The organism is Streptomyces sp. NPDC054866, from assembly GCF_053610745.1.
In genome coordinates, this window is record NZ_JBSGZA010000003.1 from 838541 (window position 1) to 851466 (window position 12926).

Annotated in this window: 16 protein-coding genes; 8 read left to right on the plus strand and 8 right to left on the minus strand. The window is 71.2% G+C overall.

Annotated elements, in window-relative coordinates; all coding sequences use genetic code 11:
• Positions 1-20 precede the first annotated feature (20 nt).
• Positions 21-497 carry a DUF2000 family protein gene (locus ACWGI2_RS19180; RefSeq protein ID WP_453397775.1) on the minus strand — a complete coding sequence of 159 codons (477 nt, stop codon included), beginning with the start codon at positions 495-497 and terminating at the stop codon, positions 21-23.
• A gap of 49 nt (positions 498-546) precedes the next feature.
• On the opposite strand from ACWGI2_RS19180, the gene ACWGI2_RS19185 reads away from it, so the two are divergent.
• On the plus strand, positions 547-1362 hold the full coding sequence (locus ACWGI2_RS19185; protein WP_453696467.1) for an AraC family transcriptional regulator: 816 nt from the start codon (positions 547-549) through the stop codon (positions 1360-1362).
• Here the strand turns inward: ACWGI2_RS19185 and ACWGI2_RS19190 are convergent.
• Both ACWGI2_RS19190 and ACWGI2_RS19195 read right to left on the minus strand, forming a co-directional pair.
• Positions 1355-2191, minus strand: a complete 837-nt coding sequence (locus ACWGI2_RS19190; RefSeq protein ID WP_453696468.1) for a transglutaminase family protein — start codon at positions 2189-2191, stop codon at positions 1355-1357. The two genes, ACWGI2_RS19185 and ACWGI2_RS19190, sit on opposite strands and share 8 nt — an antisense overlap.
• 40 nt (positions 2192-2231) lie before the next feature.
• Positions 2232-3251: a GNAT family N-acetyltransferase gene (locus ACWGI2_RS19195; protein WP_453696469.1), complete on the minus strand. Its 1020-nt coding sequence runs from the start codon at positions 3249-3251 to the stop codon at positions 2232-2234.
• Positions 3252-3394: 143 nt separating this feature from the next.
• On the opposite strand from ACWGI2_RS19195, the gene fdxA reads away from it, so the two are divergent.
• Together fdxA and ACWGI2_RS19205 are read left to right on the plus strand one after the other, a co-directional pair.
• Positions 3395-3715: a ferredoxin gene (fdxA, locus tag ACWGI2_RS19200; protein WP_030573070.1), complete on the plus strand. Its 321-nt coding sequence runs from the start codon at positions 3395-3397 to the stop codon at positions 3713-3715.
• 131 nt (positions 3716-3846) lie between these two features.
• Positions 3847-4941: a bifunctional succinyldiaminopimelate transaminase/glutamate-prephenate aminotransferase gene (locus ACWGI2_RS19205; RefSeq protein WP_453696471.1), complete on the plus strand. Its 1095-nt coding sequence runs from the start codon at positions 3847-3849 to the stop codon at positions 4939-4941.
• 78 nt (positions 4942-5019) lie between these two features.
• On the opposite strand, the gene ACWGI2_RS19210 is transcribed toward ACWGI2_RS19205, so the two are convergent.
• A complete protein-coding gene (locus ACWGI2_RS19210; RefSeq protein ID WP_453397780.1) occupies positions 5020-5490 on the minus strand; it encodes an ATP-binding protein in 471 nt (156 codons plus the stop codon).
• A gap of 302 nt (positions 5491-5792) precedes the next feature.
• Entirely contained in the window at positions 5793-6725 is a 933-nt protein-coding gene (locus ACWGI2_RS19215; protein ID WP_453696473.1) for a heavy metal transporter, read from the minus strand.
• Between the two features lie 62 nt (positions 6726-6787).
• Here ACWGI2_RS19215 and dapE point away from each other — a divergent pair, with 62 nt between their 5' ends.
• Both dapE and ACWGI2_RS19225 read left to right on the plus strand, forming a co-directional pair.
• Positions 6788-7879, plus strand: a complete 1092-nt coding sequence (gene dapE / locus ACWGI2_RS19220; RefSeq protein ID WP_453696474.1) for a succinyl-diaminopimelate desuccinylase — start codon at positions 6788-6790, stop codon at positions 7877-7879.
• Between the two features lie 88 nt (positions 7880-7967).
• Positions 7968-8723 (plus strand): LOG family protein, encoded by a 756-nt coding sequence (locus ACWGI2_RS19225; protein ID WP_453397783.1) that lies wholly within the window; start codon positions 7968-7970, stop codon positions 8721-8723.
• A 62-nt stretch (positions 8724-8785) separates the two neighbouring features.
• Here ACWGI2_RS19225 and folP read toward each other — a convergent pair whose 3' ends face one another.
• Positions 8786-9646, minus strand: a complete 861-nt coding sequence (folP, locus tag ACWGI2_RS19230; protein ID WP_453696475.1) for a dihydropteroate synthase — start codon at positions 9644-9646, stop codon at positions 8786-8788.
• 124 nt (positions 9647-9770) lie between these two features.
• Between folP and ACWGI2_RS19235 the strand changes: the two genes are divergently transcribed.
• Together ACWGI2_RS19235 and ACWGI2_RS19240 are read left to right on the plus strand one after the other, a co-directional pair.
• A complete protein-coding gene (locus tag ACWGI2_RS19235; protein ID WP_453397785.1) occupies positions 9771-10175 on the plus strand; it encodes a DivIVA domain-containing protein in 405 nt (134 codons plus the stop codon).
• Complete coding sequence (locus ACWGI2_RS19240; RefSeq protein ID WP_453696477.1) at positions 10172-10771, plus strand: DNA-3-methyladenine glycosylase I; 600 nt, start codon at positions 10172-10174, stop codon at positions 10769-10771. The genes ACWGI2_RS19235 and ACWGI2_RS19240 overlap by 4 nt, the downstream gene beginning before the upstream one ends.
• Positions 10772-10783: 12 nt before the next feature.
• Here ACWGI2_RS19240 and chcB read toward each other — a convergent pair whose 3' ends face one another.
• Positions 10784-11584, minus strand: a complete 801-nt coding sequence (gene chcB / locus ACWGI2_RS19245) for a 2-cyclohexenylcarbonyl CoA isomerase (RefSeq protein WP_453397787.1) — start codon at positions 11582-11584, stop codon at positions 10784-10786.
• A gap of 320 nt (positions 11585-11904) precedes the next feature.
• Between chcB and ACWGI2_RS19250 the strand changes: the two genes are divergently transcribed.
• Positions 11905-12072 (plus strand): DUF3117 domain-containing protein, encoded by a 168-nt coding sequence (locus ACWGI2_RS19250; protein WP_003966491.1) that lies wholly within the window; start codon positions 11905-11907, stop codon positions 12070-12072.
• A 117-nt stretch (positions 12073-12189) separates the two neighbouring features.
• Here the strand turns inward: ACWGI2_RS19250 and ACWGI2_RS19255 are convergent, their stop codons facing one another.
• Entirely contained in the window at positions 12190-12888 is a 699-nt protein-coding gene (locus tag ACWGI2_RS19255; protein ID WP_453696772.1) for an O-methyltransferase, read from the minus strand.
• Between the last annotated feature and the right edge of the window lie 38 nt (positions 12889-12926).

The following is a 12926-nucleotide window of genomic DNA, read 5'->3' on the forward strand; positions in this document are numbered from 1 at the left end:
CGCGCCGCTGCCCCCGTCGGTCAACGGTGCATCCGGGCCCCTTTGAGGACCTTGTCCACCGCGTTGCGCGGGCCGTGGACGAGGATCCCCACCAGGTCGAGCTGATCCGAGGGCACGGCCCGCACCGCGGCCCGGTTGTCCCGGTCGTTGCCGGTGGCGAACAGGTCGGACGTGAACACCGCCCGCGGCAGCGAACGGGACAGCACACGTGCGTGCGCGGTGGTCAGCGTCTCCTTCGACCCCTCGAAGACCAGGACGGGCTGGCGGAACATCGGCAGGTAGGGGGTCGCGTCGGCGTCCTCGTACGGCTCGCCGATCACCTCGGGAGCCACCGTGCCGAGCCCGCTGACGAGGAACGCGGTCACGTTCAGGCGCTGCCAGGGTTCCAGGTCGTCACGGAGCAGGACGGCGATCTTCGTGTCGAAGCGGACGGGTGCCTCGCCCGTGACCCCGGCGGATTCCGTCTCGGCGATGTCTGTCTCAGCGGTGGTTCTCATGCTTCGAGACTGCCGAGTCGGCCGCCGCCGCGTCTTGTACGTTCTTTGCATGGTGGCCCGGCAGGAGATATCCGCATGGCGCCCGCCGGTCGCGGGTGTCGTGGAGGTCTTCCACGCCCACTTCACCGAGCACGCGTACCCGATGCACGTCCACGACGCGTGGACCTTGCTGATCGTGGACGACGGAGCCGTCCGCTACGACCTGGACCGGCACGAACACGGCACACCGGGGGACACCGTCTCCCTGCTCCCGCCCCAGGTCCCGCACAACGGCTCGCCCGCCACCCCCGGCGGCTTCCGCAAGCGCGTCCTCTACCTGGACATGACGCAGCTGGACGCGAGCTTCATCGGCCCCGCGGTGGACGGCCCCGACCTGATCGACCCCGTCCTGCGCAGGCGCGTGGGCCTGCTGCACGCGGCGCTCGCCCGCAGGGGCGACGAACTGGAGGCCGAGAGCCGCCTGGCCCTGATCGGCGAGCGGCTGCGCGGGCACCTGCGCCCCAGGATCACCCCCGGCGCCCCCGGCGACGCAGGGCGGGGCGTCGCCCAGGACCTGCGTGACCTCCTCGACGAGCGGCTGCTCGAAGGCGTGACGCTGGAGGAGGCCGCACGCCTGGTCCACGCCCACCCCACCCATCTCGTACGCGCTTTCAGCGGGGCCTACGGCATCGCACCGCACCAGTACGTGATGTCCCGCCGCGTCGACCGCGCCCGCCGTCTCCTCCTGGCGGGGCAGCCGCCGGGCGAGGTGGCGACCGCCGCCGGTTTCTACGACCAGTCGCACCTCACCCGGCACTTCAAGCGGGTGGTGGGCATCGCACCGGGGCGCTACGCCCGCGCGCGAACCGTCGACCGGGTCAGTTGAGCATGGCCCGCGCGGCCCGCGCCTGGTCCCGCACCCGGTCCGCGGTGGTCGGCTCCACCGCCGTCACCACGTCGGCGTACTCCTCCAGCTCCGCCGCGCCCGCGAGGAAGTCCCCGCGCTGGACGAGGAGTTGGGCCCTTTCGTAGCGCAGCCGTGCCGGGTGGGCGGGCAGCAGCAGGGAGAGCTCGACCGCCCAGAGCGCGACGTCCGAGCGCTCGGGGCGGGCCGCCGCCCACGCGCGGATGTTGTTGAGGATGCGCAGCACGATGTTCAGCGGATCGGCGGGCGTCAGCATCGAGGCGGACACCGTGCCGCCCGACGACTGGGCGACGAGCAGCTCCGCGTCCGCGCCCGTGAGGAGACGCCCGCCGGCGAACGGGTCGACGAGCACCTGCTCCTCGCGGGCGCCGAAGCCGACCACGAAGTGCCCTGGCAGCGCGACGCCGTAGACGGGTGCGCCCGCCCGGCGTGCCACCTCGATCCACACCACCGAGAGCAGGATCGGCAGGCCGCGGCGGCGCTCGAGCACCTCGTGGAGGAGGGAGGACTCCAGACGCTGGTAGTCGGCCGGTGTCCCCATGAACCCGCAGCGCGCGCCCAGGAGTTCGGCGAGCGCCGCCGCCCACTCCCGCGCCCCGCCGGGGCGGTAGGGGAGCTGCCCGGCGAGCCGGTCGAGCTCGATCTGCGCCGCGTCGATGTCGTCGTCGCCGAGCTCCGGATCCGCCTCCGCGCTCACCAGGAGGCACAGCAGGGACAGGTCGGGCCGCTCGGACCTGGCCTCCTCGGCGAACCGCCGACGGGACGCGGCCGTCCTTGACTCCTCGTGCATGCGTGCCTCGTGCCTTACTTACCGAGCCGACCGGTAGAAGCTACCGAGCCGACGGGTATCGATAGTGGTGGTACGTGTGGTGCGCGGCGAAGCCAAGACCGCCGTACAGCGCCCGCGCACCCTCGTTGTCGTCCTCGACCTGCAGCCAGGCCGCCGAAGCGCCTTCGGCGAGCGCCTGCCGGGACAGCGCGGCCATCACCGCTGTCGCCAGTCCTTGCCTGCGGTGCCCCGGATCCACCTCGACCGCCATGAATCCCGCCCAGCGCCCGTCCACGACGCACCGCCCGATCGCCGCGGGCCCCGCGTCGGGAGAGGCCCCGGGCACGGAAGCGAACCACACCGAGGGGCCGCCCGCCAGCACCTTGAGCACATGCGGTCCTGGGACCCCGAATCGCTTGTACCGCCGCAGCCACGCCTCGTCGAAGGACCGCGAGAGCCGCACCTGTTCCGCCCCAGCTCCGGGCACGTCCAGGTCGCCGAGGGGCGCGAGAGCGCCGATGTGGAGCTCGGCGCTCACCTCACGCTCCCAGTCCCGCTCCTCCAGCTCCGCGCAGAGCAGCTCCTGGGTGCCTTCGGCCCCGGTCGCGGTCTGTACGTACGCGGGCAGCTCCCGCTCCTCGTACCACTGGCGTACGTACGCCAGGGCCTCGTCCAGCGGCCGTCCCGGGTCGCCCATCGGGAGCACTGAGTTGGCCCGCCGGGTGAATCCGGCCGCCGCCCGCAGCTGCCACTCGCCGAGCTGTTCGCTCTCGACGGGCTGCCAGGCGCGCGCGGACACGCGTGCCAGCTCCGCGTAGGAGGCCGCGGGGCCGCGCCTGCGGGCCGGGGCCGCGGGGACGACCTTGCCCGCCACCAGGGCACTCTCCGCGATCCGGACACGCTCACCGTCACGGCGTGTGATCAGTACCACACCGTCGTTCCACGATGTGAGAACACCCACCGTGTCAGTGAACTTACCGCCCGTCCTCGACCCGTCGTCGAGGCGCCGGATCGATACCCGTTTACCCACGTCAGCAGGGGTAATTCGGACCTCGAGCCGTCCGCCCGCAGTGAATTCCACAGCTCTGTACGCCCCTCCTGTTCGGATCATGCCCGGGAACGGAGATACTAGAGGTGGGCATCGACGACGCCGCGCTCCCGCGCGCCAGGCGAGCGGAGCCTGAAGACGGCCCGCCAACGCCCGTATCGAGGAGGAACGACAGCGTGACCTACGTCATCGCGCAGCCTTGTGTCGACGTCAAGGACAAGGCGTGCATCGAGGAGTGCCCGGTCGACTGCATTTACGAGGGCTCCCGGTCCTTGTACATCCACCCGGACGAATGCGTCGACTGTGGAGCCTGTGAACCGGTCTGCCCGGTCGAGGCGATCTTCTACGAAGACGACACTCCGGAAGAGTGGAAGGACTACTACAAGGCGAACGTCGAGTTCTTCGACGAGCTCGGATCGCCCGGTGGTGCCAGCAAGCTCGGCCTGATCGAGCGCGACCACGCCTTCATCGCCGCATTGCCGCCGCAGAACCAGTAACGGCAGCTTGAAGCGCCGCCCCGGTCCCGTACGGCACAAGTCGCCGTACGGGACCGAGGCATTTCCCACACACGCAGTCCACACACGCAGTCCATACGCGCAGTACGTACACGCAGTACGGGAGTCAGCACGTGTCCGTAGTCTCCGATCGCCTTCCCACGTTCCCCTGGGACAAGCTCGAGCCGTACAAGGCCACGGCGGCCGCCCACCCCGGCGGCATCGTCGACCTGTCGGTGGGTACCCCGGTCGACCCGGTCCCGGAGCTGATCCAGAAAGCGCTGATCGCGGCGGCGGACTCGCCGGGCTATCCGACGGTGTGGGGCACGCCCGAGCTGCGCGACGCGATCACGGGCTGGTGCGAGCGGCGCCTCGGCGCGCGCGACGTCACGCACCGGAACGTGCTCCCGATCGTGGGCTCCAAGGAACTGGTGGCCTGGCTCCCGACGCAGCTGGGCCTGGGCCCGGGCGACGTCGTCGCCTACCCGCGCCTGGCCTACCCGACGTACGAGGTGGGCGCGCGCCTGGCCCGCGCGGAGTACGTCGCGTACGACGACCCGACGGACCTCGACCCGACGAACCTCAAACTGCTCTGGCTCAACTCACCCTCCAACCCCACCGGCCGGGTCCTGTCCAAGGACGAGCTGACCCGCACCGTGGCCTGGGCGCGCGAGCACGGCGTGCTGCTCGTGAGCGACGAGTGCTACCTGGAACTCGGCTGGGAGGCGGAGCCGGTCTCGGTCCTCCACCCGGACGTGTGCGGTGGTTCGTACGAGGGGATCGTCGCCGTCCACTCGCTCTCCAAGCGATCGAACCTGGCGGGCTACCGCGCGGCGTTCGTCGCCGGTGACGAGAGCGTCCTCGGTGACCTCCTCCAGATCCGCAAGCACGGCGGCATGATGACGTCGGCGCCGACGCAGGCGGCGGTCGTCGCCGCGCTCGGGGACGACCAGCACGTCCACGAACAGCGCGAGCGGTACGCGGCCCGCCGCACCGCCCTGCGCGACGCCCTGCTGAAGCACGGCTTCCGCATCGAACACAGCGAGGCGAGCCTCTACCTCTGGGCAACCCGAGACGAGTCCTGCTGGACCACCGTCGGACACCTCGCGCAACTCGGCATCCTCGTGGCCCCCGGCGACTTCTACGGCCCAGCGGGCGACCGCTTCGTACGCGTGGCGCTCACGGCATCGGACGAGCGGGTGGCCGCGGCGGTCGAACGGCTCGCCTGAGCCGCTCGACAGCAGTCCTGACGCGCGAGGAGGGCCCGGAGCCAGTGGCTTCGGGCCCTCCTCATGTGTGTGCGGCGGTCAGCCGAGCGGCAGGCTCTTGACCGGCAGCTGGTCGGTGGGGAGTCCGCCCTTGGTGACCGCGTCCGTCGGCAGGCCCTCGCCGACGGCGTCGGTCGGCAGGCCGTCCTTGGTGGCCGTGCCCGCGGTCTCGCCGAGCACGTCACCGGCGTTGCCCGCGAGGTCGCCCGCGGCCTTCTGTGCGACGGGGGTCGTGGTCTTGGCGCCCGATCCGACGACCTTGCCCGCGGCCGGGACGCCCTTCTTCACGGCCTTGCTGCCGGTCTCACCCGCGAGACCGGTGGTGTTCTGAGCCGCGCTGTCGACGGTGTTGCCCAGACCGGCACCGTCCACGGCGGTCACACCGCCCAGGTCGGGGGTGGCCGGAAGCTCGGCGGCGCTTGCGGAGCCGGCCGCACCGACCACGGGAGCCGCCCCCGCTGCGATGAGCAGCGCGGCGCGGGCGATCCGGCGGGTCAGGGGGAGGGACATGATGCTCCTTCAGACGGGAGAGAACGTGGGTGTGTCCGGCCGGATGGGGCCCGGCGCTTGGACGCAGTGACTACCGCTCGAAGCCCTCGAAGGTTGCGGTGGCTCAACGTAAAGAATTGGCAATGCATCGCATAATCGGCTGTGGATAAAAACGGGCAAAAGGATCAGTCGGTGGGAGGGTGCTGAATCGTCAATGCCCTGTGTTCGCAAGGGGTCCGGCGGGTGTGGGAGTGGCGCGCGGAAGTCTGGGCGGTGCATCGCCCGTGCGTGATCAGCGTTACTCGATCGGGTGACTCGCCGTACTACTGCCCAATGACGATTCGGACCTCGTCCGCGCCGGTTCCGGCGTCGGTGCGCTGACCGTCCGTGTCCGTTGCGGACGCCTTGCCCGGCTTGCGCCATTCCTTCTCGGACCGCGCGGCGCTCCACTCCCGGCCGCCGTACGAGACGCGCTCGATGCCGAGCGTGGACGCCTGGGCCACCGCCCAGTGCGCGAGCTCCCAGCCCCGCTGCCCGGCCCCGCCCTCCGCGCCTCCCGTCGTGGCGTTCACCGGCACGGTGACCGTGCCGCCGCTGCCGCTCTCCGGTGCCACATCGCGGCCGAAGTCCCGGACCAGGGCGGCCCGCACCTTCGCCGGGTCGCCCGGCTCGTCGGCCGTACGGCCCTCGCAGGTGAGGGTGGCGGGCGCGCGGCCCGTCAGCGCGGCCGCGAGCAGCGCGGCGTCCGGCTCGTGCTTCGCGTACGCCTGGGGATAGCCGCTGCGCTGCACGCGCTGCGCGGCGACGGTCAGGGGCAGCCGTGAGTAGCCCGGGACGTCCTTGAGATGGGCGTAGAAACGCGCCGCCGAGTACGCCGGGTCCATGATCTGTTTCTCGTTGCCCCAGCCCTGCGAGGGCCGCTGTTGGAAGAGGCCGAGCGAGTCCCGGTCGCCATGGCTGATGTTGCGCAGACCCGACTCCTGGAGGGCCGTCGCCAGGGCGATGGTGACCGCGCGCTCCGGCATGCCGCGCGAGGTGCCCACGGCGGCGACCGTGGCCGCGTTCTGCGCCTGCTCCGCGCCGAATTCGTAACTCGCGCCGTCGCCGTTGCCCGAGACGACCCGGCAGCGCGGATCGGCCTTGCCCCCGAAGACGTACTGCACGACCACATAGCCCACGAGCGCGAGCAGGACCGCGACGGCGGCCCCGATACGGAGGAGGCGGCCGCGCCGGACGAGGGTGGGGGGCTCAGGCACGCGACCAAGGTACTGGAGGCCACCGACAAGGCCGCGCGCCGAGGGGCGTTAGGGTCGAAGCCATGGCCCAGACCTCACACGACGCGTCGCTCGACCTCACGCTCGACGCTGCCGCCCTCACCGCCCAGCTGGTCGACTTCCCGTCGCCGAGCGGCGAGGAGAAAGCCCTCGGGGACGCGATCGAGACGGCCCTGCGCCGCCTGCCGCACCTCACGGTCGACCGGCACGGCAACAACGTGGTGGCCCGCACGAACCTGGGCCGGGCCGAGCGCGTGATCCTCGCCGGGCACATCGACACGGTCCCGATCGCGGACAACGTCCCGTCCCGCCTGGACGAGGACGGCGTCCTGTGGGGCTGCGGCACCTGCGACATGAAGTCGGGCGTCGCGATCCAGCTGCGCATCGCGCAGACGGTGACTGAGCCGAACCGCGACCTCACCTTCGTCTTCTACGACAACGAAGAGGTCGCCGCACACCTCAACGGCCTCGGCCACGTCGCCGAGGCCCACCCGGACTGGCTCGCCGGGGACTTCGCGATCCTCCTGGAGCCGACGGACAACCAGGTCGAGGGCGGCTGCCAGGGCACACTGCGCGTCCACCTGAAGACGAAGGGCACGCGCGCGCACTCCGCGCGCGCGTGGATGGGCTCGAACGCCATCCACAAGGCCGCGCCGATCCTGGCGAAGCTCGCCGCGTACGAGCCGCGCACGCCGGTCGTCGACGGCCTGCGGTACCACGAGGGCCTCAATGCCGTAGGCGTCGAGGGCGGCGTCGCCACCAACGTCATCCCCGACGAGTGCACCGTCGTCGTCAACTTCCGCTACGCGCCCGACCGCAGCGAGGACGAGGCACTGGCCTTCGTGCGGGACTACTTCGCCGACTGCGACATCGACGAGTTCATCGTCGACGACCACACGGGCGGGGCGCGCCCCGGCCTCGACCACCCTGCCGCCGCGGCCTTCATGGCGGCGGTCGGCGGCGAGGCGCAGCCCAAGTTCGGCTGGACGGACGTCTCCCGCTTCAGCGCGCTCGGCGTGCCCGCCGTGAACTACAGCCCGGGGAACCCGCTGCTCGCCCACAAGATCGACGAGCGCGTGAAGGCCTCGCTGATCCCGGAGGCCGAGAAGCGGCTGAGCGCCTGGCTGACATCCTGATTTCCCATAAGGATCCGTCGCCCGTAACGCCCGTAGACCTACGCTGAAGCAGCACGTCGAGCAAGACCGTCAGCGGAAGGGGACGTTCATGGGTAGTCCAGAAGGACAGGACCCGCCGGAGGAGCAGCACCTGGGACCCGTGGTGCGGCGGCGTGAGCAGATCACCCCCGGCACGACGGACCAGCGGCTCCTCGACACCGGCGCCGAGGGCGAATCGGAGTGGGTGCACACCGACCCCTGGCGGGTCATGCGCATCCAGTCGGAGTTCGTGGAAGGCTTCGGCGCGCTCGCCGAACTCCCCAGCGCCATCAGCGTCTTCGGCTCGGCCCGCACACCGCCGGGCACGCCCGAGTACGAGGCGGGCGTCCGGATCGGCAAGGCCCTGGTCGACGCGGGCTTCGCCGTGATCACCGGGGGCGGCCCCGGTGCCATGGAGGCGGCCAACAGGGGCGCGCGCGAGGCCAAGGGAGTCTCCGTGGGCCTCGGCATCGAGCTGCCCTTCGAGCAGGGCCTGAACGAGCACGTCGACATCGGCGTGAACTTCCGCTACTTCTTCGTACGGAAGACCATGTTCGTGAAGTACGCGCAGGGCTTCGTGGTCCTGCCCGGCGGCCTCGGCACCCTGGACGAGCTCTTCGAGGCCCTCACCCTCGTCCAGACCCGCAAGGTGACCCGCTTCCCGATCGTCCTCTTCGGCTCGGCGTACTGGGGCGGACTCGTCGACTGGCTGCGCGACACGGTGGTGGCGGGCGGCAAGGCGTCGGAGCACGATCTGCACCTCTTCCACATCACGGACGACGTGGACGAGGCGGTCACGCTGGTAACCAAGGAAGTCGGCCGCTAGGCCCTGTCAGGACCTCGCCGGGCGGGCTTCCGGGTCCGCCCGGCCGGTGGTCGTTCCCACCGCTACGCCAGCCCCCGCCGAGCCACGGCCGGCTCCCGGTGCCCCGCGATGGTGGTGACCATGTCGAGGACCTGCCGGGTCTCCGCGACCTCGTGCACCCGGTACACCTGCGCCCCCAGCCACGCCGACACCGCGGTCGTGGCCAGCGTTCCCACCACGCGCTCCTTGACCGGCTTGTCGAGCGTCTCGCCGACGAAGTCCTTGTTGGACAGGGACACGAGCACGGGCCAGCCGGTCTCCACCATTTCCCCGAGCCGCCGCGTCGCCTCCAGCGAATGCCGCGTGTTCTTCCCGAAGTCGTGCCCGGGATCGATCATCACCGACTCGCGCGGCACCCCGAGGGCGACCGCGCGCTCGGCCAGGCCGAGGGTGACCGAGAGGATGTCGGCCATGACGTCCTCGTACGTCAGCCGGTGGGGGCGGGTCCGCGGCTCGGCGCCACCCGCGTGCGTGCACACCAGCCCCACGCCGTACCGCGCCGCCACCTCCGCGAGCCGGGGATCGACCCCGCCCCACGCGTCGTTCAGGAGATCGGCGCCGGCCTCGCAGACCGCCTCGCCGACCTCGTGCCTCCACGTGTCAACGCTGATGACGACATCGGGGAACCGCTTGCGCACATCGGCGACGAAGCCGACCGTCCGCCGCGCCTCCTCCTCGGCCGTCACCTCATCGCCCGGACCGGCCTTGACCCCACCGATGTCGATGATGGCGGCGCCTTCCGACACCGCCTGTTCCACGCGTGCGAGCGCGGGCTCGTCGCGGAACGTGGCGCCCTGGTCGTAGAAGGAGTCAGGGGTCCGGTTCACGATCGCCATGATCACCGGCTCGTGCGCGTCGAATTCACGCCTGCCAAGCCTGAGCATCCCCTGTGAGCCTCCTTCGTCGGTGCCGTGGTCCGGCCGCCTGCGACCTTAACTGTCACAGGCGCATGGCACGATCGGACTCTGACAGTTTCAGCACGGCAGTCGAGCGTGGGGGCCCGAAGAGATGGTCTTGTTCTTGTTCCTGGTCATCGCCCTCGTCGTGGTGGTCGGCGCGGTGACCTTGGCCGTGGTGGGCGGCGGGGAGCGTGCCGCGCTGCCCGACGTGGCGGCCGAGCGGTTCGTCGACCCGTTGCCGCAGGACCGCGCCCTGCGCCGCGCGGACGTGGAGGCGCTGCGCTTCCCGCTGACCTTGCGGGGCTACCGCATGTGGGACGTGGACGAGGCGCTCGGCCGCCTCGCCGCCGAACTGGCCGAGCGCGACGCCCACATCGCGGAGCTGGAGGCGGCACTCGCCGGCGCCCAGGCCACCGCGGTCGGCGGCCCCGGCCTCCTCAAGACGCATGCCCCGGCCACGCTCCAGGACGAGCCGGCTCCGAAGGACGCCGCGGAAGAGGAGGACGGCCGATGAGCGGCGACGCGGTGGCGGGCCCTGACGGCAGACTGCGCTGCCCCTGGGGCCTGTCGACCGAGGACTACGTGGCGTACCACGACGAGGAGTGGGGCCGCCCGGTCCACGGGGACGACGCCCTGTACGAACGGCTCTGCCTGGAGGCCTTCCAGTCGGGCCTCTCCTGGATCACCATCCTGCGCCGCCGCGAGGGCTTCCGCGCCGCCTTCGCCGGTTTCAAGATCGCCGAGGTCGCGCGCTTCACGGACGCCGACCGTGAGCGCCTCCTGGCCGACCCCGGCATCATCCGCAACCGCGCCAAGGTGGATGCGACCCTCGCCAACGCGCGCGTGCTCGCCGACTGGTCCGAGGGAGAGCTCGACGAGCTCATCTGGTCGCACGCGCCGGACCCGGCCTCCCGCAAGGCGCCGAGCGCACTGGCCGACGTACCGGCGATCACGCCCGAGTCCACGGCCCTGTCCAAGGCCCTGAAGAAGCGCGGCATCCGATTCGTCGGCCCCACCACGGCGTACGCCCTGATGCAGGCCTGCGGCCTGGTGAACGACCACCTGGAGGACTGCGTGATCCGCGTCCCCCGGGGCGGCCGGTCCCGTTAGTCCCGCCGGGCCCTAACGGCCGAGGTACTTGGGCTTCGCCTTGTCCAGGAACGCCTGGACGGCGATCGCGTGGTCCTCGGACGCGCCCGCCTTGGCCTGGAGCTCCTCCTCCTTGGCCAGGGACTCCTCCAGGGTGTGGCCCGCCGCGTAGGCGAGCGACTCCTTGAGGGCCCCGTAGGCGAGGGTCGGGCCCTCGGCCAGGGTGCGGGCCAGCTTCTGGGCCTCGGCCGCCAACTCGGCCTCGGGGACGACCCTGTTGGCGATGCCCAGGTCGTACGCCTCCTGCGCGCTGATGTTGCGCGGGAACAGCAGCAGGTCGCTCGCGCGGCCGGGCCCGACCACGCGCTGCAGCGTCCAGGAGACGCCCGAGTCGGCGGTCAGCGCGACCCCGGCGAAGGAGGTGTTGAAGCGCGCGGTGTCCGCGACGATCCGGTAGTCGGCGGCGAGCGCGAAGCCGAGGCCCGCCCCGGCGGCGACGCCGTTGACCCCCGCGACGACCGGCTTGGCCATGCCGGTCAGCGCGCTCAGGATGGGGTTGTAGTGCTCGCGCACCGTGCTCATCGTCTGTCCGGTGCCCGCCGCGCGGTCCGCCATGAGGGAACCGACGTGTTCCTTCAGGTCCTGCCCCACACAGAAGGCGCGCCCGGTCGCGGTGAGCAGTACGGCACGGACCGCGGGGTCCGACCCGGCCGACTGCACCGCCTCTCGCAGAGCGACCTTGGCCTCGACGTTCATCGCGTTCATCGCCTCGGGGCGGTTGAGCGTGATGGTCGCGAGCCCGTCGCTCACCTCGTAGAGCACGGTGTCGGCCATGGTGAATCCCCTCCAGTGGTCCTGCGCCGGTCATCTTTGTCCGAGCCCAGCATGACGGAGATCATCCGGCTCCGACATGAGGGGAGATATGTGACCTGCGTCAAAGAATTCCCGGCCGTGGGGGCGTAAGAGGCGGCGAAGTATCGCAGCCACATCGCCGAATTGAGTGGTTTTGCGGGCGCGCGTTGCGCAAGCGATGCAGACCGATGTTGGTCATCGGGTCCTGCCATGCGGGATAATGGCCTGGAAGCAATGTGTTCGATGCCGGTGACACCTGGGTTGTCGGCTGCGATGAGCTGGTTTCAGGAAGGGGAACGAGCATGGCGGCCATGAAGCCGCGGACGGGCGACGGCCCGCTCGAGGTGACCAAGGAGGGGCGGGGCATCGTCATGCGCGTTCCGCTCGAAGGCGGCGGACGACTTGTCGTCGAACTGACTCCGGACGAGGCCGATGCACTCGGCGACGCCCTGAAGAAGGTCGTCGGCTGACGCGGAAGCGCCCACACTTTTTCACTGCCCCGGCATCGTACAAACGAGCCGGGGCAGTGCTATGTCCGGGGTTCGAGGGTGCCCCGTGAGGGGCGCGGGGAACTGCGCGACCAGCGTTCAGCGTTTGACCGCGCACAGCAGGCCGTCGCCCACCGGGAGCAGCGCCGGCATCAGGTCCTGGCTCTCGCGCACGGTCCGCAGGAGCTCGCGGATGCGCAGCACCTCGGCGGGCTGCGGACCGGAGTCCACCGTCCGGCCGTCGGAGAAGGCGCCCTCGAAGCAGACGAGCCCGCCCGGGCGAAGGAGGCGCAACGATTCAGCGAGGTAGTCCAGGTACTCCGTGCGGTCGCCGTCGCAGAACACGAGGTCGTATCCGCCGTCGGCGAGGCGGGGCAGTACGTCGAGTGCGCGGCCGGGGATGAACCGTGCGCGGTTGCCGGCGAATCCGGCGGCGCGGAAGGCCTCGCGGGCGAACTGCTGGCGGTCGGGCTCGGGGTCGACGGTGGTCAGGACGCCGTCGGGGCGTATCCCGTGCAGCAGGTGGAGCCCGGACACGCCCGTGCCCGTCCCGATCTCGGCGACGGCCTTGGCGTCCGCCGTGGCGGCCAGCATGCGCAGCGCGGCGCCGGTACCGGGAGACACCGAGGGCAGCCCTGCCTCCTGGGCCCGGTCACGGGCCCAGCGCGTGGCCTCGTCCTCGGCGACAAAGGCGTCGGCGAACGCCCAGCTCGTCTGCCGGTTGCCGGTAATGGCCCTCTCCTGTCCCCGTGGATGCCTGGCCGTGACTGTATCCGTTGGGGGTGGGAACCCGCAGATGGGACCGGGCGTTTAGTAGGGGTAGGCGGACGCCGGGG